This is a genomic window from Streptococcus mitis (assembly GCF_023109105.1).
Classification (GTDB): Bacteria; Bacillota; Bacilli; order Lactobacillales; family Streptococcaceae; genus Streptococcus; species Streptococcus mitis_BW.
The window spans coordinates 258,622-283,130 of record NZ_JALDTZ010000001.1; the positions used below are offsets into that span (position 1 = coordinate 258,622).

At 41.5% G+C, this 24,509-nt stretch carries 25 protein-coding genes, 3 pseudogenes and 1 other annotated feature (1 of these 29 running past the window's edge); of the genes and pseudogenes, 4 read left to right on the plus strand and 24 right to left on the minus strand.

Going from position 1 to position 24,509, the window contains the following annotated elements; translation table 11 throughout:
- Positions 1–119 (minus strand) — a sequence feature (ribosomal protein L20 leader region) (it extends 13 nt beyond the left edge of the window).
- A 160-nt stretch (positions 120–279) separates the two neighbouring features.
- The 6 genes and pseudogenes from M1F37_RS01315 to M1F37_RS01335 all read right to left on the minus strand — a co-directional run bounded on the left by M1F37_RS01315 (position 280) and on the right by M1F37_RS01335 (position 5,941).
- Positions 280–1,464 (minus strand): hypothetical protein, encoded by a 1,185-nt coding sequence (locus M1F37_RS01315; protein WP_247934408.1) that lies wholly within the window; start codon positions 1,462–1,464, stop codon positions 280–282.
- A gap of 3 nt (positions 1,465–1,467) precedes the next feature.
- Positions 1,468–2,055, minus strand: a complete 588-nt coding sequence (locus M1F37_RS01320) for an ABC transporter ATP-binding protein (protein ID WP_247934409.1) — start codon at positions 2,053–2,055, stop codon at positions 1,468–1,470.
- 20 nt (positions 2,056–2,075) lie between these two features.
- Positions 2,076–2,264, minus strand: coding sequence for a hypothetical protein (locus tag M1F37_RS10055; RefSeq protein ID WP_061087823.1), 189 nt, complete (start codon positions 2,262–2,264; stop codon positions 2,076–2,078).
- Positions 2,265–2,433: 169 nt separating this feature from the next.
- A complete protein-coding gene (locus M1F37_RS01325; RefSeq protein WP_247934410.1) occupies positions 2,434–4,683 on the minus strand; it encodes a DNA internalization-related competence protein ComEC/Rec2 in 2,250 nt (749 codons plus the stop codon).
- Positions 4,667–5,305, minus strand: coding sequence for a helix-hairpin-helix domain-containing protein (locus M1F37_RS01330; protein ID WP_247934411.1), 639 nt, complete (start codon positions 5,303–5,305; stop codon positions 4,667–4,669). The genes M1F37_RS01325 and M1F37_RS01330 overlap by 17 nt, the downstream gene beginning before the upstream one ends.
- Positions 5,306–5,372: 67 nt before the next feature.
- A pseudogene (locus M1F37_RS01335) lies at positions 5,373–5,941 on the minus strand (GNAT family N-acetyltransferase).
- A 171-nt stretch (positions 5,942–6,112) separates the two neighbouring features.
- Between M1F37_RS01335 and ald the strand changes: the two are divergent.
- Entirely contained in the window at positions 6,113–7,225 is a 1,113-nt protein-coding gene (ald, locus tag M1F37_RS01340) for an alanine dehydrogenase (RefSeq protein WP_247934412.1), read from the plus strand.
- A 56-nt stretch (positions 7,226–7,281) separates the two neighbouring features.
- Here ald and M1F37_RS01345 read toward each other — a convergent pair whose 3' ends face one another.
- The 10 genes from M1F37_RS01345 to tmk form a co-directional block, all read right to left on the minus strand.
- Entirely contained in the window at positions 7,282–8,277 is a 996-nt protein-coding gene (locus M1F37_RS01345) for a PhoH family protein (protein ID WP_247934413.1), read from the minus strand.
- A gap of 85 nt (positions 8,278–8,362) precedes the next feature.
- Positions 8,363–8,578 (minus strand): YozE family protein, encoded by a 216-nt coding sequence (locus M1F37_RS01350; protein WP_001232084.1) that lies wholly within the window; start codon positions 8,576–8,578, stop codon positions 8,363–8,365.
- Positions 8,579–8,586: 8 nt separating this feature from the next.
- Entirely contained in the window at positions 8,587–9,441 is an 855-nt protein-coding gene (gene cvfB, locus M1F37_RS01355) for a S1 RNA-binding domain-containing protein (RefSeq protein WP_247934414.1), read from the minus strand.
- A 59-nt stretch (positions 9,442–9,500) separates the two neighbouring features.
- Positions 9,501–10,058: a ribosome recycling factor gene (gene frr, locus M1F37_RS01360; RefSeq protein ID WP_247934415.1), complete on the minus strand. Its 558-nt coding sequence runs from the start codon at positions 10,056–10,058 to the stop codon at positions 9,501–9,503.
- Positions 10,059–10,066: 8 nt separating this feature from the next.
- Positions 10,067–10,804: a UMP kinase gene (gene pyrH, locus M1F37_RS01365; RefSeq protein WP_006145718.1), complete on the minus strand. Its 738-nt coding sequence runs from the start codon at positions 10,802–10,804 to the stop codon at positions 10,067–10,069.
- Positions 10,805–10,887: 83 nt separating this feature from the next.
- On the minus strand, positions 10,888–12,222 hold the full coding sequence (gene trmFO / locus M1F37_RS01370; RefSeq protein WP_247934416.1) for a methylenetetrahydrofolate--tRNA-(uracil(54)-C(5))-methyltransferase (FADH(2)-oxidizing) TrmFO: 1,335 nt from the start codon (positions 12,220–12,222) through the stop codon (positions 10,888–10,890).
- Between the two features lie 186 nt (positions 12,223–12,408).
- Positions 12,409–13,278, minus strand: coding sequence for a 16S rRNA (cytidine(1402)-2'-O)-methyltransferase (rsmI, locus tag M1F37_RS01375; protein ID WP_247934417.1), 870 nt, complete (start codon positions 13,276–13,278; stop codon positions 12,409–12,411).
- A 2-nt stretch (positions 13,279–13,280) separates the two neighbouring features.
- The gene (gene yabA / locus M1F37_RS01380) at positions 13,281–13,598 is read right to left on the minus strand and encodes a DNA replication initiation control protein YabA (RefSeq protein ID WP_000358227.1); all 318 of its coding nucleotides are present in this window, start codon (positions 13,596–13,598) and stop codon (positions 13,281–13,283) included.
- 39 nt (positions 13,599–13,637) lie between these two features.
- Positions 13,638–14,528, minus strand: coding sequence for a DNA polymerase III subunit delta' (locus tag M1F37_RS01385; protein WP_247934418.1), 891 nt, complete (start codon positions 14,526–14,528; stop codon positions 13,638–13,640).
- On the minus strand, positions 14,525–15,163 hold the full coding sequence (tmk, locus tag M1F37_RS01390; RefSeq protein WP_247934419.1) for a dTMP kinase: 639 nt from the start codon (positions 15,161–15,163) through the stop codon (positions 14,525–14,527). The genes M1F37_RS01385 and tmk overlap by 4 nt, the downstream gene beginning before the upstream one ends.
- Positions 15,164–15,252: 89 nt before the next feature.
- Here tmk and M1F37_RS01395 point away from each other — a divergent pair, with 89 nt between their 5' ends.
- Positions 15,253–15,423 (plus strand): hypothetical protein, encoded by a 171-nt coding sequence (locus tag M1F37_RS01395; RefSeq protein WP_247934420.1) that lies wholly within the window; start codon positions 15,253–15,255, stop codon positions 15,421–15,423.
- 53 nt (positions 15,424–15,476) lie between these two features.
- On the opposite strand, the gene proC is transcribed toward M1F37_RS01395, so the two are convergent.
- From proC to M1F37_RS01430, 7 genes are all read right to left on the minus strand, one after another.
- A complete protein-coding gene (gene proC, locus M1F37_RS01400) occupies positions 15,477–16,274 on the minus strand; it encodes a pyrroline-5-carboxylate reductase (protein ID WP_247934421.1) in 798 nt (265 codons plus the stop codon).
- 3 nt (positions 16,275–16,277) lie between these two features.
- Positions 16,278–17,540, minus strand: a complete 1,263-nt coding sequence (locus M1F37_RS01405; RefSeq protein ID WP_247934422.1) for a glutamate-5-semialdehyde dehydrogenase — start codon at positions 17,538–17,540, stop codon at positions 16,278–16,280.
- A 9-nt stretch (positions 17,541–17,549) separates the two neighbouring features.
- Positions 17,550–18,659: a glutamate 5-kinase gene (proB, locus tag M1F37_RS01410; RefSeq protein ID WP_247934423.1), complete on the minus strand. Its 1,110-nt coding sequence runs from the start codon at positions 18,657–18,659 to the stop codon at positions 17,550–17,552.
- 99 nt (positions 18,660–18,758) lie between these two features.
- The gene (cbpE, locus tag M1F37_RS01415) at positions 18,759–20,642 is read right to left on the minus strand and encodes an MBL fold metallo-hydrolase (protein ID WP_247934424.1); all 1,884 of its coding nucleotides are present in this window, start codon (positions 20,640–20,642) and stop codon (positions 18,759–18,761) included.
- Positions 20,643–20,644: 2 nt separating this feature from the next.
- Positions 20,645–21,532 carry an RluA family pseudouridine synthase gene (locus M1F37_RS01420; RefSeq protein ID WP_247934425.1) on the minus strand — a complete coding sequence of 296 codons (888 nt, stop codon included), beginning with the start codon at positions 21,530–21,532 and terminating at the stop codon, positions 20,645–20,647.
- Complete coding sequence (gene lspA / locus M1F37_RS01425) at positions 21,522–21,983, minus strand: signal peptidase II (protein WP_247934426.1); 462 nt, start codon at positions 21,981–21,983, stop codon at positions 21,522–21,524. Before lspA ends, M1F37_RS01420 begins: the two co-directional genes overlap by 11 nt.
- On the minus strand, positions 21,980–22,888 hold the full coding sequence (locus M1F37_RS01430) for a LysR family transcriptional regulator (protein ID WP_247934427.1): 909 nt from the start codon (positions 22,886–22,888) through the stop codon (positions 21,980–21,982). The genes lspA and M1F37_RS01430 overlap by 4 nt, the downstream gene beginning before the upstream one ends.
- Between M1F37_RS01430 and M1F37_RS01435 the strand changes: the two are divergent.
- Positions 22,881–22,955, plus strand: a pseudogene (locus M1F37_RS01435) (AraC family transcriptional regulator); the annotation flags it as partial. The gene M1F37_RS01430 and the pseudogene M1F37_RS01435 sit on opposite strands and share 8 nt — an antisense overlap.
- 129 nt (positions 22,956–23,084) lie before the next feature.
- Positions 23,085–23,345, plus strand: a complete 261-nt coding sequence (locus M1F37_RS01440; RefSeq protein ID WP_247934452.1) for a hypothetical protein — start codon at positions 23,085–23,087, stop codon at positions 23,343–23,345.
- 81 nt (positions 23,346–23,426) lie between these two features.
- Here the strand turns inward: M1F37_RS01440 and M1F37_RS01445 are convergent.
- Positions 23,427–23,855, minus strand: a pseudogene (locus M1F37_RS01445) (transposase); the annotation flags it as partial.
- Positions 23,856–24,509 lie beyond the last annotated feature (654 nt).

Here is a 24,509-nt window from a genome sequence, read left to right on the forward strand (position 1 = left end):
AGCGGACTCGTAAATATACAAGCCCGCACGTTATGATAGCGTTTCTTAGAAACTTTTCATCCGTAGGGCCAGGCAACTTAATGTCACAAGGCGAGAAGCTCTCACTTCTGCTTTTCTCAACTTTTATATAATACCAAGTTTTCTAGCCCTTGTCAAGATAAAAAGTTATTTTTTTGAAAAGTTTGTGTTTGTATTTTGTCTTGGTTTCCGCATCAAAAAGAGAGAACCAAGGTGATTCCCTCTCTATGTTAGTTTTTACTTATTTTCCCTATAGGAAAGCTAGGATCTATTAAAAACTTCTTTTTTCTGTGAACTTCCCCATCTTTCGATAAATAGAATCCCCACTAACAAAAGGATAATCAGGCAAGGAAGTAAGACCATCCCCATGCTCCAATTCAGATTGACATTATCAATTTGTTTAGGTAATCTTCCAGACAAAATCTCCACTGAACGCAAGTAAGTAAAGGGAATCAGATGTGCAATCCTTTGAAGAGGCTGAATTGTTTGGATACCAAACAATAAGCCAACAATCCCAATAAGTGACAGAAAGAGGACAGGCATTTTTTGCTTGAAAAAGTAAGCAATCAAGTAGACGACTTCCACAATGACGATAAAGGATAAGAAAGCTAATAACAAGCCAGGAAATAATACATCTTGTATCTTTCCAATAGTTATCTCTTGATTCGTTAAGCTATATATCGGGTAGGGATAATCTAACTGTCCAAAACCACTTATCAGGCTTCCCACTAGGAAAGAAAAACCACAGATTCCAATAAACAGCACCGTTACATAGCTCACCCCAACTCCAAGAGAGGACATGGCAAATGTCACTTTTGAAAAAGGATATAACTGAGCTGTGTCCAGATGATTTTGATATCTTTCTGCAAAAAGTTGTGTTAGCATAAAAATAATAGCAACTACAAACAAGGTTGGGATGATAGCCTCTAAAATCCAGACAATCTGATCAATTCCGTGGGTCGGAAACTCCAAAGTATGTGCTTTTATGTTCAAGGGATACAGGGCTTGGTAAATCTTCCGTTCGCGGTCAACCCCCATTTTTAATTCAGAGTTAGAGTTCGGGTCATTTGATACAAATTCATAATTCTTCTCTACATCTTGCCACTGCAAATAGTAGGCTTCTTTCCATCGCCCTTCTTTTAATAAAGTCAGAATTTCTGTCTTTTGAGTCGAAAGATTTTTTTGCCCGTCTAAATTATTTTTAGCAATCTGGTATTCCTCCGAGCTGGTATCAGATATTTGGGAGAGTTTCTCTTCATATTCATTGATGATTCTCTCATCTTTTACAAGACTGGTTTCCAACTCGCTCTCCAAGCTGTGTGAGTTTGCAGTCCGACTATTTAAATAAAAGGTAACACCGAGTCCAGATACAAATAAAGCTAAGATAATCCAGTTTAAGCGACTTTTGAAAACTTTTTTTAATAAAAATAGACCAACATCTTTCATAAACTAAACCTCTTCTATCTGCCCCTGATGAATTGTTACTACTCTATCACAGACATCAACCAACTCTTCCTTATAGTGGGAACTTAAAAGAACCAGTTGTTCTTGTCTATCGATTTGTGCTAGCCTATCAAAAAACTTCTGTCGATAATACTCATCTAAGCCATTTGTAATCTCATCCATAAGCCAGCATTTGGCCTGACTGAGGAAATACATGGCAATCACCAAGCGTTGCTTCATGCCTAAGGAATACTTGCGAATGGGAAGACTGATATAGTCCGACATTTCCCAGTAATCAATTTCATCCCCCAAGTTCAGCCCTGACTTCCAGATGTTTTTGATAAGACGAAGGTAGTCCATCCCACTTAAGTTTTCATCCAGCCATTCAATACTCTCATAATAAAACAAAGAAGGAGAGACTGCGATATTTCCACTACTTATAGGAATTAAATTGCTAATAGCGCGGAAAAGTGTCGTCTTTCCAGAACCATTGATAGCAAGAATACCATAAATTCTACCCTTTTCAAATGTAAAATCAACATCTTGTAAGATGACTTGTCGCGTTTTTAAGGTCACATGAGTAAGTTGCAACATATCTAGCCCTCCTTTTTGGATTAATAGCTTCCGCTGTAGTAGTTTAGTACCTCATAACGATTGTAATTCAAACCAGAACCAACTTTATACTCTGAATAGCTGTCATAACGATACCATAACAGGGAATTAATATAGTTATATCTCTGGCAATTCATACTAGACTTATAGTAGGTATTCCAATCATACCTATAACTTTTAGTCACTATCACAGCAGATACACTAGACTGAAAAAGACCAATAGATCATAAACTAACTAATTAAACGGTTTTTACTAATTTTTAATGGTTTTATATCATTAACGTTGAATACGTTTTCAGTATATCGTTTTTATCATTATTATGCAACAGATTTTTAGTTTATTTTACTAATATATAGTATTTATCCTTCCCATCGAACGCTTTCTATTTTCCAACTATTCCACCCTTTAAAGCGTATAGCTCCTTGCTGGTCAGTTCGATATACTTTGCTATTTATAGCTTCCAGTCGGGTCAGGGTTTCTTGATGGGGGAGTTTGGTTCGATTGTTCTTTCCAACTGAGATGAGAGTCATCTCTGGTTTGAATTTTTCTAGAAAGGCTGAACTTGATGATTTTTTATTACCATGTTGACCAGCTTTCAAGACATCCACTTCTAGGTCAGGATAATGCTTCAGCAAGTCCTTCTCACCTTTCTCCTCCAAATTTCCCGTGAAGAGAAAGTGCTTATCCAAAAATTTTCCATACAGAACCAGGGAATCATCATAACCTCCATCTCCCATTTTCCTTGGAGATAGGACTTCTAACTGACTTCCAAAAATTGGCAAGTTCTCTCCTGTTGTCACACTGCGCACCTTGGTTTGAGTTGCCTGTAGTTCTGCTACAAATTCCTTCTGTTTCAGACTGCCTTTTGACACTAAAATCTCTCCTACATGAAAAGCCTTGGTCACCTCCAACAAATCTCCAACATGCTCCTTGTCTGTATTTGTTAAAATCAGCTGGTCAATCTTGGCTACACCTCGACTTTTAAGATAGGGTATCAAGGTTCGCTGGGCATTGCTGGTCGTCGTCTTTTCTTGCCATTTTTCAATTTTCTTATCAGATTCTGCCTTGCCACCGACATCTATGAGAATAGTCTTACCAGTTACATCCCGTAGAAAAATACTTTCCCCTTGCCCAACATCTAGCATGGTAATTTCATTTTCCAGTGGATGCTTGGTCAGAAGAAAGAGCCCTGTAATCAATAAGGTCAACACTGCTAGCCTTTTAATGTTTTTCCTCAAATCATAGACCAAAGCCAAGGAAATTAACAATAAGATTAAAAGCCATGCATTGGGTTGTCCAAAGACCAGAGGTCTACTTGTCACCTGCGATACCAAGCGAATAATCCCCTCCAACCACTCAAAAATAAAATTCAGCTGAATGACTGGATAGAGAAAGGAAAGTGCAAATAAGATGGACAAGAGCGGTAAGAAGACCAAGTCAAATAGAAAGGAAAAGACAAAGGTCAAGAGGATGGACAATGGCTGAAATTCTGCAAAATAGAAAGATAAAATGGGCAATATTCCCAAGGAAATGACTAGACTTTCTCTAGCAACAGCCTTAAGCCCCTCCCCTTCTTTGCTGGTCATGGTCAAGATAAAAGCATAAGCGCAGGACAAGACTCCTCCTGCTGTCAAGAAAAAGTTAGGCATGATGATAAAGAGGACAAGCACCGTCAAGGCAAAATTATCTAAGCCCTTAACACCATGTTGAGCCAGTAACTTTTGCAAAAGACTGCGAATGACCGAGGCTGAAAATCCTGTCAGACCTGCATAAATAAGGGAAAAGGGATAAGTCAGCCATTTCAACTTTTCTTGGGTCAAACCCAATCGCAAGAGAAGTTTCTTAAATCCATCCATGAAAAAACCTACCTGCATGCCTGACAAGGCAAAAAGGTGGATAATTCCTAGACTAGAATAAAGCTCATTCATCTCCTCAAAGTCGGTGTCCAGATTTCCTAATAGAAGCCCTGTCATGTAATTTCGCATAGGATCTGGAAAGTGCGTCTTAATCCAAACCACAGCCTTTCGACGTAAACTGGACAGGTTTTCACCTATATCCCAACTGCCAACCTTTTGAAGTGACTGAATTTTTTTGATATTGAGAGTCTGGTAAATTCCCTGAGTCTTCAGATAGGCTTGGTAGTCAAATCCACCAAAATTTCTCTGCCCTTCTAGCTCCGAAAACTTCCCTTCTAACTCTATCTCATGAAGATCTGTTAAGGCTTGAAAGGCTTCTTTTTCATTCTCGGACTGAAGCTTATAGTAAACTTGGAAGGTACGACTGCTAGACTTACCACGAAAGGACAGACTATCACCATTGACCTTGATAGTGTCAGGCAGAATCCGTACCCTTTCAACAGAATCCACCAAATTTTGACTCGCTCGACTCTGTTGCCAATTTTGAAACAGAAACCAGAAGGCAAAGATTCCGCAAATCATTAGAACTTTGCTAGCAGATTTCCAAGGAAATTGTAAAAAAAGACAGATTAGCAGAAAAACGAAGCCCAACAAAGCAAGATAGGATGATGAGAAAATAGCGTAACAAAGCCAAAGTAACAGAAAACTCAAGTAAATTAGGGGAATGGGGAAATTCTTAATCCACTGTAACATAGTCTTTTAGCTTTTCTATCGTTTTAGCACCAATGCCAGAGACCTTCTTAAGTTCATCAACCGACTTGAATTTGCCATTTGTTTCACGATGGTCGATAATGTCCTGAGCACGTTTGCCACCTAATCCTTTGACCTGTTTAAGCTCTTCCAGACTAGCCTTGTTGAGATTGACCTTCTTTTCCTTGCTTGTTGAAGAAGCTGTCCCCAAAGTAGTCTGTTGACTAGCTGCTTCTTCGCCCTTAGTTGGGACGTAAAGCAGAGCCTCATCACTAACTTTCTGAGCTAGATTGAGTGACTTGCTGTCTGCTTGATCTGTCAAACCACCAGCCTTCTGAACAGCATCATTGACCCGACTACCTACAGGCAAATCATAAATTCCTGGCGATTTGACAGCACCTTTCACATCTACTGTGATTAGATCTTGTTCAACCGGTTCTTCCTTCACTTCCTTTTCGGTCGATGAATCCTTGGAAACAGCTGCAACTTCAGCCTGCAAATTTGTTTCTTTGACAGGTGTTTGTGGAACTGGTTTTAGCAGGAAAAATCCGCCAACAAGCAAGCCCAGACCAGTACAGGTGACGATGATTTTATACTCTTTGATTTTCTCGATAATTACTTCCATATTTTTCTCCTCTCTTAGATTATTCGTAAGAGGAAGAAAAAACAGTTGAAAATTTCTTCTCAACTGCTTATTTATTTGCAAAATAGTCTTCCTTAGTCAAGACATAATGAACTCTTGTAACAATCGGCCTTCTTCATGCTGGTCCATACAAGCATATGGTTCTGCATGGGAAAAACACATGCCTGATTTCTCCATGACCTTGCCAGATGCGGGATTATCCTTATCGTGAAGGGCGGTCAACTTGTTCATTCCAATCTTCTCAAAAGCCAGCTCAATCACGGCACGATTGGCTTCTGTCGTCAAACCTTGATTCCAATACTTTTTATTGATAATGTAACCAATAGCTGCCTTCTTAAGAACAGGATCAATCTTGTGCAAGTCAATGGTTCCAATAAACTGACCGTTGCTTTTTAGTTCGATCCCCCACCGTCCCAAGGGATTGGCCAAGTAGAACTGCGCAATGTTATTCTTGGTTTCTTCCAAGCTTTGATTGGTTGGAAAAGTGTAACGCGTATTTTCTCTGTCCGATGCATAGTCAAACATTGCTTCTGCATCATCCAAAGTTACAGGTCTAAGCAATAAACGCTCTGTCTCCACTATTGGATACTGAGCTAGTTTTAAAAAGAGTGATTCCATACTTCTCCTCCATTTAAAAATATTTTCTACCAGTCTAGCATAAAAAAGAAGTTACAACAAGTTTTCCTTGATTTTTAAAGCGGTTTCATATAGAATAAAATCATCACCTTATTTTTATAGAAAATGTGATAAATCATTTATAACCTGTCAATAGAAAGGGAGTTTTTCTCTATGTTAATCGGAATTCCAAAAGAAATTAAGAATAATGAAAACCGTGTTGCTCTCACACCTGCGGGTGTCCATAGCTTAGTCGGCCGTGGTCATCGCGTTCTTATCGAAACAAATGCTGGTCTTGGTTCTGGCTTTACTGATGCTGACTATCAAAAGCAAGGAGCTGAAATTGTCGCTACTGCTGGTGAAGCCTGGGCTGCAGAGTTAGTCGTGAAAGTAAAAGAACCACTAGCTTCTGAATATGCCTACTTACGCGAAGACCTGATTCTCTTCACCTACTTGCACATGGCCGCTGCTCCAGAATTAGCAGATGCTATGCTAGCAGCAAAAACAACAGGTATTGCCTATGAAACTGTCCGTGATAATCAAGGTCAGTTACCACTCCTCGTACCTATGAGTGAGGTTGCAGGCCGTATGGCGGTCCAAATCGGTGCTCATTTCCTCACTAAGCAAGCTGGTGGCTCTGGCGTCTTACTAGGTGGTGTACCAGGCGTTCCAAAAGGAAAAGTCACTATCATCGGTGGTGGTGTCGTAGGGACCCATGCTGCCCGCATCGCCCTTGGACTTGGTGCCCAAGTAACCATCCTTGATATCAGTGCTAAACGTCTCTCAGATCTCGAAGAGGTCTTTGGCCATCAAATCCAAACCCTTATGTCCAATTCATTCAACATCGAAGCAAGTGTGAGAGATGCAGATGTGGTGATCGGAGCAGTATTGATTCCTGGTGCCAAAGCACCAAAATTAGTGACAGATGAAATGGTTCAACAAATGCGCCCTGGTTCTGTCATCGTTGACGTTGCTGTTGACCAAGGCGGCGTTATCGAAACAGCTGACCGTGTGACAACGCACGATGAGCCAGTTTATGAAAAACACGGTGTTCTCCACTATGCCGTTGCCAATATCCCAGGTGCGGTTGCTCGCACTTCAACCATCGCCCTAACCAATGTCACTCTTCCTTATATCGAAGCTTTGGCTGGCAAAGGATTCGCACAAGCAATCTCTGAAGATGAGGGTTTGCGTCAAGGTGTGACAACTTATCAAGGTTACTTAACCAGTCTTCCAGTAGCCCAAGGCCTCGATATAAAACATACTCCAATTGATGAACTAGTATAAAAAATCTAATTATCAGATAAAAGAAAGAGCAAGTCCACCTGACCTGCTCTTTTTTGCTATTCTGTTTCTTCTTGGTTTTCTTCACTCTCTTCATTTTTAACTGGAGCTGGTTCATAAGCTCGAATAATCTGAGCGACAACTGGATGGCGAACCACATCCTTAGCTGAAAAGTGAACAAAGTCAATCTGATGAATATTCTTGAGCTTTTCTTGGGCATCAATCAAGCCTGACTTGACATTACGTGGCAGATCAATCTGACTGATATCTCCATTAACAATCATCTTAGAATTAAAACCTAAACGCGTTAAGAACATCTTCATCTGCATGATGGTCGTATTTTGCGCCTCATCGAGAATGACAAAGGCATCATCCAAAGTCCGTCCACGCATGTAGGCAAGGGGCGCAATCTCGATAATTTCACGCTCCATGAGACGAGTTGTTTGGTCTTTCCCCAGAATCTGATACAAGGCATCGTAAACAGGTCGAAGGTAAGGATCCACCTTCTCTTTAAGATCACCCGGAAGAAATCCAAGACTCTCTCCTGCCTCAACTGCTGGACGAGTTAGAATAATCCGCTTGACCTGACCACGTTTAAGAGCCGTCACAGCTAAGGTCACAGCGAGAAATGTCTTCCCTGTCCCTGCAGGTCCAATCCCAAAAGTCACATCATGCTGTTTGACACTATCCACATAAAGCTTTTGACCTAAGGTTTTAACACGGATAGGCTTCCCTGTATTATCCTTGATGATTTCTTCTTCGTAAAGGGCGACAAACTTATCAATTTCATCGTTTTTGACCATGCTAATAGCCGTCACCACATCTGGCGTACCAACGGTCATCCCACGATTGACCAAGACCATCAAAGCCTGAATAACCTGACGAGCTTCCTCACAGGCAGTCTCTTCGCCCAAAACCTGTACAATCTCCGTACGGGCATGAATCACCACATCAAGCTCTTCTTCCATCAAACGAAGATGGCGTTCATTGGAACCAAAAAGATGAAACAGGTCATCTGGATGACTCAGTTGAATGTCAATTGAATGTTCCTTCAAATAAAGAACCTCTCTAATCCTTTTATTTCTTTTTATTATAGCAAAGGGATGGAGAAATTACTAGCCCAAACCCAGTGAATAAATGCTAGTGTTCTAAGTATTCTTGCCAGATAGCGTCAAAGTCTCCTAGGTTGAAAGAGAAACTGGCATGTTCCTCCAAAAAGCGACTCACCTCATCAAAATCATCTGTGTGTTTTGGAAAGGCTGATTCTTCAAAAGCGAGGTCTGCCAAGATGGCCTTGGGACTGTTACTTTTAGGATTGCGCTCAGTCATGAGCCAAGTGTAAAATGATTTTCTCATATGCCACCCTATATCAACTCTGTCCCAAACTGGTCTTGCTTGATTTTACCAGCCTTCATCAAACCACCGAGGGCTTTCTTGAACTGACCTTTAGAAATGCCAAAAGTTGCCTTGATATCGTCTGGGGATGACTTATCATTTAAGGCCATGAAACCACCATTGCTTTCCAAGTAGGTCAAAATCATCTGAGCATCATTTTCCAACATCTCAAAAGAACGTGGTTTGAGGGATAGGTTCAACGTACGGTCCACTTCGCGGAAACCAATGACACGCGCATCTAAAACTTGCCCCAAACGTGGCTCTGCATAGCGCTCGCTAGGATGGATAAAGCCAAGCATGTTATTTTCTGGCAAGTAAACAAAAGTTCCTGACAGCTTGAGACGGTATACAATTGCTGGCCAATTTTGATTTTGCATGTTATTGTAGGCAGGACGAGCTAGACGTTGGAAATCTTCCTGATAAGCCAAGAGACCCCAGATACGGTCTTTCTTGTCCACTTCAAGACGGATGTAGAGTTGGTCACCCTTCTTAGGCCAGAGTTCCTTAAGTTCAGGGAGAATATCAAGCGAAACCACGATTTCCTTGTCAGGAAGACCTGTATCCACAAAGACACCCAAGTCCTTACGAACCTCTGTTACAGTTCCCCAACCAAATTGGTCCTGAGTTGCAGTCACTTCTAGAGTAGTCAAGCGGAGTTTTTGCTTCATATCTGTATAGGCAAAACCTTTGACCGTATCACCTACCGTATGCTGACCTTCTTCCTTGGCAAGAGCATAGGTCTGACCATCCTTTTGCACAAAGTAAAAACGGTCATTTTCATCGATGATGAGTCCAACGATAAAACTTGCAAGATTTGTATTCATATTTCCTTCTTTCGAATAAAACTCAGCCAGCAATGCCAACTGAGTTTTTCTGTTTATTTTTAGACTTCCAAAAGTTCTTTTTCTTTATTGGCAGTCATGTCGTCGATGTGTTTGACAGCATCATCTGTTACTTTTTGAATGTCTTTTTCAAGAGTCTTCAATTCGTCTTCAGTGATTTCTTTTGCTTTTTCTTGTTTCTTGGCTTCATCCATAGCATCACGACGGATATTACGAACAGCCACTTTCGCATTCTCACCGACCTTCTTCACTTCTTTAGCAAGATCACGACGAGTTTCTTCTGTTAGAGCTGGGATAACCAAACGAATAACAGAACCGTCGTTAGCTGGTGTGATACCAAGATCAGAAGCGTTCAAGGCGCGTTCGATGTCTTTCAATGAAGACTTGTCAAATGGTGTGACCAACAAAACACGCGCTTCTGGAATCGTAATTGAAGCGATTTGGTTCAGAGGTGTTTCGACACCATAGTATTCAACAGTGATACGGTCAAGCAAGCTTGCATTTGCACGACCTGCACGGATACCACCAAACTCACGCGCAAGTGAGTGGTGAGATTGAGTCATTCTCTCTTTAGCTTTTTCTACAATTGCGTTAGCCATAATTTTTCTTATTCCTTTTCTTCGATATTGTTTGATACTGTTGTTCCGATATTTTCACCAAATACAACACGTTTGATATTGCCAGGCTGATTCATATTAAAGACAACCAAGTCAATGTCATTATCCATTGAGAGGGTTGAAGCTGTCGAATCCATGATACGGAGACCTTTATTAATCACATCACGGTGAGTCAATTCTTCAAATTTCACAGCAGTTTTATCTTTCTTAGGATCTGCATTGTAGACACCATCTACACCATTCTTAGCCATCAAAATAGCGTCTGCTTCAATCTCAGCTGCACGAAGAGCCGCTGTTGTATCTGTAGAGAAGTAAGGTGAACCAATTCCCGCACCAAAGATAACGATACGACCTTTTTCAAGGTGGCGAAGGGCACGTCCACGAATATAAGGCTCTGCTACTTGTTGCATGGCAATAGCTGTTTGTACACGAGTGTCGACACCAACTTGTTGCAATGAATCTGCCATCACAAGAGCATTCATAACTGTCCCAAGCATTCCAGTATAATCCGCTTGAACACGATCCATACCAGCTTCTGCTGCAGGTTCTCCACGCCAAAGGTTTCCACCACCGATAACCAAGGCAATTTCAATTCCTAGCTCGTGAACTTCCTTGATTTCTTGGGCCATACTTTGGACGGTTTTGATATCAATACCGACACCACGTTCGCCAGCAAGGGCTTCACCAGATAGCTTGATTAAGATACGTTTATACTTAGGTTCTACCATTTTCTTTCTCCTTTTTTCATCCTACCTATTCTATCACAATTTCAAGGATTTTTATAGTATCATGAGCAATTCTTTCAAAAAAATTAGACATTCAAAAATTCCTCTAAGTCGGCAAGGGCACGCTCTGCAATTTTTTCATAACGAGCCTTCTTATCACGGATACGCTCGCCTTCTAACTCCTTGATAATACCGAAATTGACATTCATTGGTTGGAAATGTTTGCTGTCCGCATGAGTGATATAATGAGCTAAGCTTCCAATCGCTGTTGTCTCTGGGAAAATAGCCTCACTTTCTCCCTTGAAAAGACGAGCCGCGTTAATTCCCGCAACTAAGCCTGACGCTGCGGACTCAACATAGCCTTCTACACCCGTCATCTGACCAGCAAAAAAGAGATTTGGTTGTTTCTTAGAACGGTATGTCTGCTCAAGAAGATTTGGTGAATCCATGTAAGAATTGCGGTGCATAACACCATAACGAACAAACTCCGCATTTTCAAGACCTGGAATCATTTGAAAGACACGCTTTTGTTCTCCCCATTTGAGATGGGTCTGGAAACCAACGATATTGTAGAGACTACCTGCTGCATTATCCTGACGAAGCTGCACAACCGCATAAGGTGTTTTAAATTCTCCATCACGAGGGCCTGTGTAGTCGTCTGGATACTCAAGTCCAACTGGCTTCATAGGACCGTAAAGCATGGTTTTAATGCCACGTTTGGCCATGACTTCAATCGGCATACAGCCTTCAAAGTACTTTTCTTTTTCAAAGGAATTGAGCGGTGCTTCTTCCGCATTGACCAAGGCTTCATGGAAATCCATAAATTCTTGCTTGGTCATAGGGGCATTGAGGTAAGCCGCTTCTCCCTTGTCATAACGAGATTTGAGATAGACCTTGTTCATATCGATGGTGTTGACGTCTATAATAGGCGCTGCCGCATCATAGAAATAAAAACCATCGCCGTCGTTAAGGGCATGAATCTTTTCAGCCAAGGCATCACTGGTCAAAGGACCAGTCGCCACAACTGTAATAACATCTTTCGGCAATTCTGTAATTTCATCACGAACCACTTCAATTAAGGGGTGGTTAGCTACTTTTTCGGTTACCATTTTGGAGAAACCATCGCGGTCCACCGCAAGCGCTCCACCTGCAGGAACACGAGTAGCCTCAGCAGATTCTAAGATAACAGAACCCAAGCGACGCATTTCTTCCTTGAGGAGACCCACTGCATTTGTCAGAGCATCACCACGAAGAGAATTGGAACAAACTAACTCTGCAAAATTGTCTGTTTTGTGCTGGGGTGTTGACTTGACACCACGCATTTCATAAAGTTTAACTGGAATACCACGCTCTGCGATTTGGTAGGCTGCTTCTGACCCTGCCAAACCAGCACCGATAACATTGATATAAGATTGAGACATGACACTAATACCTCTTTGGGAGTGTGAAGTCAAGATTCACATTGAAAAAGCCAATCGGACTTACGAGCTTTCAAATTTCTAGGCTCAGGCTGAAAAAGTCCCCCAGACTTTTTCACTCCCACAAATCTTTCTATTTTTTTCTTTTACTAGTATAACAAAAAAAGGGAAGAAGGCAAACTTCCCTGTTTAGTCATTTTCTTCCCAGTCGTGGTAGGCAGCATAGAGCTGGCTTTTATTCCACTGGTAAATCTTAGCCACTTCCTTGATAGCTTGATTTTTCTTCATTCCTTGCTGAATTCGGGCTTGAATTTCCAAGAACAAGTCTTCCTCGTCTTTTTCTTCAATATCCTGACTAGCACCTTCAACAATGAGTAGGCATTCTCCCTTGAGAGGAGTTTCAGCGATGCTTTCCAGCAATTCAGAGATGTTCCCTCTTTGGTATTCTTCATAGATTTTGGTCAATTCCCTGACCAAGACGACCGAGCGGTCACCATAGACTTCTAGCATATTTTCCAACGTATCTGCCACACGGTGAGGCGATTCGTAGAAAATCTGGGTTTCTGGATAGTCTTTTTTCGAGTCGAAAAATTGCTTTTGTTGGCCTGATTTTCTGGGTAAAAAGCCATAAAAGATATGTGGCTGTGGCGCTAAACCACTGGCAATCAAGGCAGAAATCCCTGCAGAGGCTCCTGGAACTGTAACAACAGCAATATCTTCCTCAATGGCTGCCTTAACCAAATCATGACCAGGGTCCGAGATGCTAGGCAGACCTGCATCGGATACCTGAGCAATACTTTGCCCTGCTTTCAAGAGTCCAATTAAGTCAGGAATTTTTTCCTTGGCATTGTGCTCATGAAAACTGATCTGCTTGGTGGAAATATCAAAATGCTTGAGCAGAAGCCCTGTATTACGCGTGTCCTCAGCCGCAATCCAGTCCACTTCTTTCAAAGTCTGGATAGCTCGAAAGGTCATATCATCTAAATTACCAATCGGCGTTGCCACTAGGTAAAGTTTGCCATAGGGAGACTGCCCCTTAAAACTTTTTTGAATCTGCATGCCTACTCCCTGTATAACAACTCATCACAGAACATACATTCTTCGTCCTGCTCTCGACGTTGTCCATAAAAATCATTACATACGTGAAATCCGTCTTTATAAATCCGACGGACACTTTCTCGTACATGCTTAGCCTTGACGGGAGCATCTGCTTCTACCTCACCCAAGCGTTCGCGTAACTTACTATTTTCCAAGCGAAGAGCTGTATTTTCTTCTACTAGGCTCTTGAGATTTTTCTTGATGGCTTCCACATCGGCCAAGGTTACCAATAACTGTTGGGAAAAATCATCCAGCGCGTCAAATAATTCTTTTTTGTCCATAAAACAGCCCTTTCCTTTCTTTATTCTTCATTTTTGAGTTTACATTTCTTTTAAGACCAGATATTCCATGGCATTTTGAAAGCTGACATTAGTCTGCCACATTTTTCTAGCTTCTAACAAATCTTGTAAAAGCACTCTTACTCTTGCTTGTAGGATATCTTGTCCACAAAGAACTTCAAGAATCCGTAAAACCTGATCTTGTTTTTCCTTGTCATCTGCCAAGCTAACTAGTTTGGCAACTTGCAAATAACTTTCTTTTTTCTTAGCCACTAACCAAGCCAGCAGGCGTTCACTTTCATCGACCAAGATCCAAAAACTTGCCTGATTTGCCAACTTTTCTGCTTCAGCTCGCGATTGACTAAACTGAGCTAAAAGAATCGACTTTTTCTTAACCAGTCCCATTTGTTCTAAGAGCAAGATGAGTTTTTCTTCTTGCTTTTTAAAGTGGAAAATCTGGGTTCGACTGCGTATTGTCGGTAAAATTTTTTCTTCATCGCTGGTCAAGAAGAAAATATAAACCTCACTCTGGGGTTCTTCGATGACCTTGAGCAGAGAATTAGCTGCATTGGGATGCATTTTCTCAGCTTGCTCAATAATAAAGACCTGTTGCTGGCTTTCAATCCCTGCTTGGGAAAACTGACCCACCAATTCTCGAATGCGCTCTGTCTTGATGACCTGATTGACTGGTTTAATCAAAGTGACATCGGGAAATTCTCCCTGTTCAATCAATTTACAATTTCGGCATTTCTCACATGGCAACACGCCTACCTTATCCGTACAAAAGAGGCTCTTTGCTAAAAATTGCGCCATTTCCAAACTTCCAAAGAAACCTGAAAAGAGATAGGCGTGATTGAGTTGGTCTTGTTCTAGGATACGGACAAATCGGTCAAACTGGGCTGGTTGCCAATCCTTAAGTTGATCCTGTTTCATTTGGCCAAGCCCATTCTGTCAAACAAGACAGCCTTGGTAGTTTCCACAACTTGCTCCAAAGGGAGACTAGCATCAATCTTGACAATGCGATTTCCTTCTTTATCCAAAAGAGAAAGGTAACCTTGACGGACTTTTTTATGCAAGTCCAAACCTTCCAAGTCCAAACGATTGACCTCGCGATCGCTATTCGCAGCAATGCGAGCCAGTCCTTCTTCCACCTCGATGTCAAAATAGAGGGTCAAGTCAGGTTTAAGGCCATCTGTCGCAAACTGATTGAGCCAGTCAATGGCATCAATATCCAAGCCGCGACCAAATCCCTGATAAGCAACGGAACTATCAATGAAGCGGTCCATAATGACCAACTTACCAGTTTCAAGGGCTGGAAGAACTTTTTCTACCAAATGCTGCCTGCGACTGGCGATATAGAGAAGGAGTTCTGTCTTCGCATCCATCTGAGTATGACTTGGATCCAAAATCACTTGACGAATCTTCTCCCCAATCAAGACTCCGCCAGGTTCTCGAGTTGTCAGCACCTCTACCCCTTTTTCCTCTAAAATTGGGAGCAGAGCCTCTAAAACACTGGTCTTTCCTGCTCCCTCTGGTCCCTCAAGAGAGACTAAAAATCCTTTTGACATGTCTAACTCATTTCTTTTTTACTACTTCTATTCTATCAAAAAAATAGGGGTTTGTGACAATCTTTTTGTGTCTTCTCATTTCATACTCAATGAAAATCAAAGAGCAAACTAGGAAACTAGCCGCAGGTTGCTCAAAGCACTGCTTTGAGGTTGTAGATAAGACTGACGAAGTCAGCTCAAAACACTGTTTTGAGGTTGCAGATAGAACTGACGAAGTCAGTATCATATACCTACGGCAAGGCGACTCTGACGTAGTTTGAAGAGATTTTCGAAGAGTATCAGCCACCATAAAAGAGGCAGTCAAAGCCACCTCTTATTTACCTAGTTCTTGTGTTCGTTTGTAGGCTTGATGAACTGCATCCATGACCGTCCCTCGAAAAGCATGTGCTTCTAGGCTCGCTACACCAGCGATAGTCGACCCCCCTGGGCTACAAACTTGGTCTTTCAAGACTCCAGGATGCTCTTGGCTTTCTAGGACCAATTGTCCAGCTCCTACCACGGTTTGAGCTGCCATTTTCAAGGCTGTTTCTCGTGGCAATCCCGTCTGAACACCTGCATCTGCCAAGGCCTCAATAAAGAGATAGACAAAAGCTGGTCCACAACCTGCAAGACCTGTCGCTGCATCGATTAAGTTTTCCCCAAGTTCAACCAAGAGACCAGCCTTGGCTAAAAGTTGACAAAAGAGCTCACTGTCTTCAGCCCTGCAATTAGGAGACAAGGCATAACTAATCACTCCTTGACCGATAGAAGCTGGAGTATTGGGCATGATACGAATGATTCGGTGGTGACTGGGAAGAAGTCTAGCCAGTTTTTCCAAGGTCAATCCAGCTGCCATGGAAATCAAAAGAAGACTTTCTCGTTTTTCAAGGATAGTCTGATATTTAGAAAGTAAGTCTGAGAACTGAGCAGGCTTGACTCCTAGAAAAATCACATCTGCTTCTGCAAATATTTCTTCGTTGCTAGAAGCCAGACCACCAAAGTCTGCAATGAAAGCATCTACCTTGGCTTGACTACGATTGGCAAGGAGAAGGTCATCACCCGTCTTAGCCTGCAAGACAGCCTTGGCCAAACTAGCACCCATATTTCCTAAGCCGATAAATCCAATCTTCATCTCTTACTCCCTTATCTGTCCGTCACCAGTAACTACATATTTGTAGCTGGTCAATTCCTTCAAGCCCATTGGACCACGCGCATGCAATTTCTGAGTAGAAATCCCCATTTCACAACCAAGACCAAATTGGCCACCATCTGTGAAACGAGTCGAAGCATTGACATAAACCGCCGCCGAGTCTACTTGATCTGTAAAGTAAGCTATGGCATCAGCATTTTCAGTCACAATCGCATCCGAATGATGGGTGCTGTGGGCTTCGATATGCTCTACAGCTTCCTCAAGACTAGAAACTACTTTAACAGCTAAGACATTGTCTAAAAACTCAGTGTCAAAGTCTTGAGCCACTGCTGCTTGTCCAGAAATATATTGACTAGCTTTCTCATCTAGACGTAATTGAATCGGTTCCAGTCCAGCTTCTTTTCGATCAGCAACCAGAACTTGCTCCAAGCGAGGAAGGAAGCTTGCCGCCTTGTCTTCATGAACAAGCAGCACTTCCATGGAATTGCAGACTGAAGGACGACTAGTTTTAGCGTTATTGATAATAGACAGTGCCTTGTCTTCATCCGCATCCTTATCAACATAGACATGGACAATTCCAGTTCCTGTCTCAATAACAGGCACAATTGCATTCTCAACGACAGCATTGATCAAACCAGCCCCCCCACGAGGAATGAGAAGGTCTAGATAACCCTTAGCCTTCATCATGGTATAACTACTTTCACGGCTAGTATCTTCTACTAATTGAATGACGTCTGGATGAATGGTAGTAGTCTCCAAGCCCTTCTTCAAGGCTGTAACAATAGCATGAGCTGTTTGGTAGGCATCCTTACCGCTCCGAAGGACAACCGCATTTCCACTCTTGAGAGCAAGGGCAGCTGCATCAGACGTCACATTTGGACGACTTTCATAGATAATGCCAATAACACCCATAGCCACACGCTTCTTAGTAATGACCAAACCATTTTCAAGCTGACTTCTTTCTAGGACTTCACCGATTGGATCTGGTAAAGCAACCACTTCACGAATCCCAGTTGCCATTGCTTGGATACGACCTGCATCCAAATAAAGACGATCCAACATAACATCTGAGATTCTCCCCTTGGCCGCTTCCATATCACGAACATTAGCTGATAAAATCTCTTCAGTAGCTGCCAATAAGTGATCGGCCATAGCTAGCAAGGCTTGGTTTTTTACTGTTTCACTAGCAGTATTGATGTTTTTTTTAACTGCCTGTACCAGTTCAAATTGTTCTTGTGTACTTACCATAGTTTACCTCTAAAATTCTGTAAAGAGTAGTTGGATTTCAGGAGTAATGGAAATCCAATCGTCACGATGAATCAAAACACCCTTGGCTTTTTGAGAACGCAACATGTCCTCCAAAGCAGAGGCACCAAATTGAACGCGTCCCTTTCCGAGTGATTTTCCACTTTCCTTGTCAAATACTGTCACGATATCTCCGTAAGAAAAGGCTCCTTCTGCGTCAACAACACCTGATAAAAGTAGACTTTTACCATGTTGAGAGAGAGCTTCTGCAGCACCTTTATCAACCCAAATAGCCCCCTGACTTTTTGCATAAAAAGCCAACCATTGTTTCTGGGTACGAAGTCCCTTCTCTTGAGCAACAAAGTAGGAACCATCCTTGGTCTCCTCAGCCGCCTCAATCATGGCATCCGCCTTCAAGGATGAGCAGATATAAACCGGCACTCCTGACTCCGTTGCAATTGTGGCTGCTTTGATTTTTGTCAGCATACCACCAGTTCCGTTTGAAGATCCTGCTCCACCTGCCATATCGATAATTTCACGATTGATGTTCTCAATTCTCTCCAGACGTTTAGCACTTGGATCCGAGTTAGGATTTCCAGTATAAAGACCGTCTACATCCGTTAAGAGGACTAAAAGATCTGCCTGCACCATTGCTGCAACCTGGGCACTGAGTGTATCATTATCTCCGACCTTAAGTTCGTCAATAACGACACTGTCATTCTCATTGATGATAGGAATTGCACCACGATTGAGAAGAACTGACAAAGCTTGATGGGCATTTTTATAACGACGCTTATCCACAAAGTCGTCCTGGGTCAGTAAGATTTGCGCTGAAACAATCTGTCTTAAGAGCAAATTGGTTGTGTATTCTTCTAAGAGTAAACCTTGCCCAACCGCCGCTGAAGCCTGTTTATCCGCAATCTTTGTCGGTCGTTTCTTAAATCCCAAGGCTCCAAAACCTGCTGCAACAGCCCCCGAAGATACTAAAATTAGCTCATGACCAGCTTCATGTAACATTGCAAGCTGCTGGGTGATTGCTTTTACTTTACTGCGTGATAAACTCCCATCCTCATTCGTCAGAGAAGAAGTCCCCACCTTAAAGACAATCCGTTTGTATTTCATAGTCTCACTCCGATTCTTCATATTTACTCATTATAACATGAATGGCAGGAAATAGAAAAGAGTTGATAGGAAAAAGAAGGCCCTAAACCTTCTTTTTTACTACTGTTCTGATTCCGATTTGTTTGCACTCGTTTCAGAGCTTTGTGAAGTTGATGATGTCAAATCTTGACTAGTTGAAGAATTTGTAACACTTTCATGTTGACTCGTTTCTTTATTTTCAAGATCCTTTTTCACTACTTCTTTGGATTCTTTTATTTCTGAATTACTTGTAGCTCTAGTTGTAGCAGATTTCTCGATCGGAACATCCACTAACCAGGCACCACTTGAATCAACAGTATAACCTTCTGGTGTCTTACTATTCACAAGTAATTGACCATTTTCTTTCAAGAAGTACCATTTATCCTTGTCTTTGATCCAACCCACAGCTCGTGAACCGTCTGCCTTGTAGAAGTACCAATCATTTGCCTTTTTATGCCAACCTTGCTTCATAGCTCCTGATTCTTCTAAATAGTAATGATGACCAGCAATTTCTATCTCACCTGTCTTCATGATACCAGTAGAATCCATATAGTACCAGGTTTCTTTATCTTTTACCCAACCCGTTTTCATTTCCCCTGATTGAGCAAAGTAATACCATTGACCATCAATCTTACGCCATCCTGTTACCATATCCCCATCATTTGATAGATAATAAGTCTGTCCTCCAGTACTAAGCCAACCAATCTCCATCTGATTTTCTTTGTTGAAATAATACCAGATTCCAGCGATTTTCTTCCAATTTTTAGCAGAAGCACCAGAGTCTGTTAAATAGAACCAACGATTGTTCCATTTTTTCCATTGATTCTGTAACAAGATACCCGTTTGGTTAAAGTAATACCAGTCACCCTTAATTTCATTCCAACCGACAGCATACTCTCCTGTAGAATCAGGCGCTTGATACCACCAGTTTCCATATGCACTCTTATGCCAACCAGCTTGAAAACTTGGAATCGGCTTGTAGGAAGTTGAAATGTTTACTAAACCGTCTTGTCGAATATCAAAAACTGTCGCATCATAGTCTTTGCTGGCTGCGTTGATTCTCTCAATTCCTCGTTCTTTGAGCCAATTGACATACTCACTATCAACACCATTTTTCCAAGGTAAACTATCCGAAGTTTGAACAATCAAACTCGGACTCAAATTCCTGATAAAATCCTTGGTATTTGATTTGTTGGTATCATGGTGATGATTAAACTTCATCAAATCAACTTTTCCAATGAGAGGACCATACTTGTCTTCTGCTCCATGAACATTATCTAAGTCGCCCCCAAGGTAAATTTTCTTGCCATTGACTTTCACTACACTAATCAAAGAATTGGAATTATCATCCCAAATTTTCTTTAATTCACCCGATGAGTCTGTTTCATTTTCATAATTATAGAGCTGAATATCCATGTCTCCAAACTGAAAATGAGCATCTCCTTGTGTGATGTTTTGAATAACTGAAACACCTTTTTCGGCGGCAGTCTGTAAAACCTTATCATAGCCATACAGATTATCCCATAAACGTTCAGAATTAGTAATACGATTATCACTATATTTTTTAAGATAGACTCGGTCAACTGGATAGGTGGACAGTATTTCATCAACATTTCCAATATGATCACTGTGGGTATGGGTCACTAAAATAAAATCAAGTTTTTGGACACCCAATTCCTTCAAACGACGCAAAACACGGTCTGTCAGAACATGCTTATAAGACGTTTCAGTTCCTTCTCTCCATGGATAACGAGAATCACTTCCATCTGGGAAATCATAATCTTCTCCTGTATCCACCATAGCAAAATGTCCATTACTTTCAAGAATAATCGCATCACTGCCACCTTCATGAACATTTATAAAGTGGATTTTATTTCCTGAATTTTCTTGAGCTTGAACAGTCCCACAGCATGATAAACCTAAAAAAGCTCCCGCAAGTGCTAAACTAATCAATTTCTTTTTCATTCTTACTTTCTCAATCTCTCTAAGGTTTCCTTAAAAATATCTGGGATATCTTCTGTAAATTCCAAGGTCTCACCTGTTCTCGGATGAGTAAAACCTAGCGTCTTAGCATGGAGAAACTGTCCATGCCCCTTAAGTGTCTTGCGAGGACCATAGACTTCATCACCAGCGACTGGATGACCGATATAAGCCATGTGGACACGGATTTGATGGGTACGGCCTGTCTCCAGCTGCAACTCCACTAAGCTATAATCACCAAAGCGTTCTAAGACGTGGAAACGGGTTACCGCAGGCTTACCTTTCGCAGTCACCGCCTGTTTCTTACGGTCTTTTTCACTACGGCCAATCGGCGCTTCAATCACACCACGATCATTGGGAAGATTTCCATGAACAATGGCCCAATATTTGCGTAAAGACTTTTTATCCTTGAGTTCTTGGGCAAGTGCTAGATGCGCCTCATCATTTTTAGCAATCATGAGAAGACCTGACGTATCCTTATCAATACGGTGAACAATTCCTGGACGCAGAACCCCATTGATACCTGACAAATCCTTAATATGGTACATAAGGGCATTGACTAGGGTTCCACTGGTATGACCAGCACTTGGGTGGACAACCATTCCCTGAGGTTTGTTGACAACGGCTACGTCCTCATCTTGATAGATAATTTCAAGAGGAATTTCCTCTGCTACATACTCCAAGACCTCTGGCTCTGGCACATGATAAGTGACGACATCGCCCTCTTGAACTGTGTATTTAGCTTTCTTAACTTGGCCATTGACCAAGACCTGCCCCGATTTGATTTGTTCATTCGCGAGACTGCGTGATAATTCTGTCAAATCTGACAAAGCCTTATCTAAACGCAGGCCACCAGTTTCAATTTTAATTTCCATTTATTTCCTCTTTTAGCATTGCAATCAATAAAATAATCACTCCAATAGTCAGATAGCTATCCGCAACATTGAAAATTGCAAAATTGATAAAGTCCAAGTGGAACATATCAACAACAAAGCCCTGACTCACCCTGTCAATAAAGTTTCCAAGACCACCAGCAATAATCAAGGTCAAAGCCAAGACCATCCAGAATGAGTCCTCCATGTGTTTATGTAAATACCAAATGGCACCTATCACGACAACCAGAGTAATGACAGCGAATAACAACTGCTGATCTTGTAAGATAGAAAAGGCTGCCCCTCGATTTTGCAGGTAGGTCAAGCTAACGAAATTGGGTATCCAAGAGCGAACTTCACCCAGTGGAATCTGCTGGACGATATAGGATTTGACTAACTGATCCAGCGCAATCAAAAGCAGTACAATGACTGCCACTATTCCTCTTTTTTTCATGATTTCCTCTTCTGATCAAAATATTCTTGCATGACTTCTACGAAAAGAGTTCCAGCTTGACTGAGCTCCACTTCCTCACGTTTGACATAAACCATGCGGTTATCTAAATTATCCTTGAGACGAATAACGGTAATGCCATTAACACTGTCACTATCTAAAAATCCAGAACCTGTCGCATAGGCGTCCGTCCGCTCCAAAATACCATTCAAGGTAGCACGGTCTGTCACATTAAACATCTGTGAGCTAGCGCTGGTATCGACAAAATTCTCCGAATAATAAAGGTACTCGTCTTTCTCTTGAGTGAAACGAACCGTTGGTAGATCTGCTAAATCCTCCATGACCAGTTCCTCTTTCTGAGCCAAAGGATGCCCTTCACGGAGATAAATGTGGGTATGGAAGGGAATCAATTCAATGACCTCTATCCCTAGCTTTTCAACCCGCTGCATGATACCTTTTTTATTTTGATTATTGAGGTAGATAATCCCAATCTCACTATGCCCTTGGGCCACTTCGTCTAAAATTTGAACAGTAGTTGATTCAAAAATACGAAAATTCTTATAATCAGGATAGCGCTCTGAAAAGGCCGTAATGGTCGGTGGCAAGAAGTCATAGTGCTGACTAGCAATGGAAAATTCATCCTTTTCTTCCTCAGGATTGGCATACTGATTTTGAAAAATATCAAATCCTTTAACCAATTCTTGCGCTTTTTCATAGAATTCCATACCACGACGAGTCAAGAAAGTCCCTGAGCTGGTCCGACGGAAAATCTTAAAGCCCAACTCTTTTTCCAAATCACGAACAGAAATGGACAAACTCGGCTGACTGACATACATCTTTTCAGCAGCTTCACGGAAAGTACCACTATTGGCAATGGCAACAACATAGCGTAATTGTTGAATGTTCATCTTCTACCCCCAACTTCTTTATCTTTTCATTATACCATATTTTGGAAGTTTTCCAAAAAGGAAAAAAGTCAGGAAACTTTCAAATCTAAACGCGTAACTTCTCAAAGTAACTTCCATCTCTCTCCCAAAACTGGAAGTTTGTCTCAGACGAATTTCCACTGATTTCACGCGTTTTTCTCATACTAAAAGCCAGGTTGTGGGAAACTGGAAGTTAGTTTTAGAAGTTACCCAAGGAAATCGCTATATCAAACAGGCTTTGACCATGTCGGGATTAATTGCAGCACATTCTAAGGATCCAGCTTTTTCTTCTTTTTACAATCGAATTTCCCAAAGAGGAAGCAAGATGAAAGCCGTCATTGCTTGTGCTCATAAGATTCTCAGAATCATTTACAAACTACTCTCCACCAAGCAGACTTATCAAAAAGAAAAGGCGCTAGGACTGAGGAAACAGTTCTAACGCCCAAACTAAAAAAATTTCAATTACAGTATAGCACAGGAAGTGATTTTTTACTGTTTTTTTCAAATATAGTCATTTAGTTTAAAAAAATCTCTCTAAACATTCAAAAATATTTGGAACTTCCCTTAATAAATCCATCACTTTCTTTTTCAAAACAGCCCAAGCTTTCTCAATAGGATTCAAATCTGGTGAATAAGGTGGTAGAGGTAAGAAAAAGTGCTTATCTTGAATGCAAAGTTCATCTAAAATGTTCTTGGGATGAAAACTAGCATTGTCCATGATTATAACATGAGGTGTCTTCAAAGCAGGAAGGAGTTGCGTTTTGAACCACTCCACAAAGAAGTTACTCGTCATGCTTTCCTTGTAAATCATGGGAGCTATAAATTCTCCACCTACTTGTCCTGCAACAATTGAAGTCCTCTCAAAACGCCGTCCGCTAATCTTTTCATAGACTTTCTCACCTATATGAGCCCGTGCATAAGGACGATAGAGGTAGCGGTCTATTCCCGAGTTTCCTCACTACTATGGGCTCGGCTGACTTCTCATGATTCGTTGTTACTACGCTTTCAGCGCTCATGAGACCTCACGGGATAAGCCGTACATCTTTCCTCTTTTATACAAGATATGAGGACGTTAAAAGGTTACAGTGAAAAAGATAAATCTTAGTCCCAATTCAATTACTCTCGTGATTTACGCATATAGGTTACGACTACCTTTTTGGACTTTAGAGTTTCAGGCCCCTTTATCCGCTATATACGCCTTAGTATCACGTTTCTGTTCGTAGAGTCACGATTTCGCTATTCCTTCCTCTGCCGATTCTTATTTCCAGCGTCAGACTTAAAACGGTCTATCCCCAGATCGTTTTAATCCGCTACCTCACGATAGTCGGGCTTGGGAATCGCTATTGAGTTCACCTGTAGCAGGTGCCCACGGAGGACTTATACTCAATGAAAATCAAAGAGCAAACTAGGAAGCTAGTCGAAGGCTGTACTTGAGTACGGTAAGGCGACGCTGACATGGTTTGAATTTGTTTTTCGAAGAGTATTACACCTCAGATGCACGACATGCCTGTCGTACCTAAAAAGAAAGGACGAAATTTGTCCTTTCTAGATCTTAGCTTTTTTTCAACCCACTACAGTTGACAAAGAGACCAAAAAGAGAGGT

Bases quoted from the DNA above. Each gene is read 5' to 3' on its own strand.
- M1F37_RS01315 (WP_247934408.1), bottom strand. From the start codon at position 1,464: ATGAAAGATGTTGGTCTATTTTTATTAAAAAAAGTTTTCAAAAGTCGC.
- M1F37_RS01320 (WP_247934409.1), bottom strand. From the start codon at position 2,055: ATGTTGCAACTTACTCATGTGACCTTAAAAACGCGACAAGTCATCTTA.
- M1F37_RS01325 (WP_247934410.1), bottom strand. From the start codon at position 4,683: ATGTTACAGTGGATTAAGAATTTCCCCATTCCCCTAATTTACTTGAGT.
- M1F37_RS01330 (WP_247934411.1), bottom strand. From the start codon at position 5,305: ATGGAAGTAATTATCGAGAAAATCAAAGAGTATAAAATCATCGTCACC.
- ald (WP_247934412.1), top strand. From the start codon at position 6,113: ATGTTAATCGGAATTCCAAAAGAAATTAAGAATAATGAAAACCGTGTT.
- M1F37_RS01350 (WP_001232084.1), bottom strand. From the start codon at position 8,578: ATGAGAAAATCATTTTACACTTGGCTCATGACTGAGCGCAATCCTAAA.
- cvfB (WP_247934414.1), bottom strand. From the start codon at position 9,441: ATGAATACAAATCTTGCAAGTTTTATCGTTGGACTCATCATCGATGAA.
- frr (WP_247934415.1), bottom strand. From the start codon at position 10,058: ATGGCTAACGCAATTGTAGAAAAAGCTAAAGAGAGAATGACTCAATCT.
- pyrH (WP_006145718.1), bottom strand. From the start codon at position 10,804: ATGGTAGAACCTAAGTATAAACGTATCTTAATCAAGCTATCTGGTGAA.
- trmFO (WP_247934416.1), bottom strand. From the start codon at position 12,222: ATGTCTCAATCTTATATCAATGTTATCGGTGCTGGTTTGGCAGGGTCA.
- rsmI (WP_247934417.1), bottom strand. From the start codon at position 13,278: ATGCAGATTCAAAAAAGTTTTAAGGGGCAGTCTCCCTATGGCAAACTT.
- yabA (WP_000358227.1), bottom strand. From the start codon at position 13,598: ATGGACAAAAAAGAATTATTTGACGCGCTGGATGATTTTTCCCAACAG.
- M1F37_RS01385 (WP_247934418.1), bottom strand. From the start codon at position 14,528: ATGAAACAGGATCAACTTAAGGATTGGCAACCAGCCCAGTTTGACCGA.
- tmk (WP_247934419.1), bottom strand. From the start codon at position 15,163: ATGTCAAAAGGATTTTTAGTCTCTCTTGAGGGACCAGAGGGAGCAGGA.
- M1F37_RS01395 (WP_247934420.1), top strand. From the start codon at position 15,253: ATGAAAATCAAAGAGCAAACTAGGAAACTAGCCGCAGGTTGCTCAAAG.
- proC (WP_247934421.1), bottom strand. From the start codon at position 16,274: ATGAAGATTGGATTTATCGGCTTAGGAAATATGGGTGCTAGTTTGGCC.
- M1F37_RS01405 (WP_247934422.1), bottom strand. From the start codon at position 17,540: ATGGTAAGTACACAAGAACAATTTGAACTGGTACAGGCAGTTAAAAAA.
- proB (WP_247934423.1), bottom strand. From the start codon at position 18,659: ATGAAATACAAACGGATTGTCTTTAAGGTGGGGACTTCTTCTCTGACG.
- cbpE (WP_247934424.1), bottom strand. From the start codon at position 20,642: ATGAAAAAGAAATTGATTAGTTTAGCACTTGCGGGAGCTTTTTTAGGT.
- M1F37_RS01420 (WP_247934425.1), bottom strand. From the start codon at position 21,532: ATGGAAATTAAAATTGAAACTGGTGGCCTGCGTTTAGATAAGGCTTTG.
- lspA (WP_247934426.1), bottom strand. From the start codon at position 21,983: ATGAAAAAAAGAGGAATAGTGGCAGTCATTGTACTGCTTTTGATTGCG.
- M1F37_RS01430 (WP_247934427.1), bottom strand. From the start codon at position 22,888: ATGAACATTCAACAATTACGCTATGTTGTTGCCATTGCCAATAGTGGT.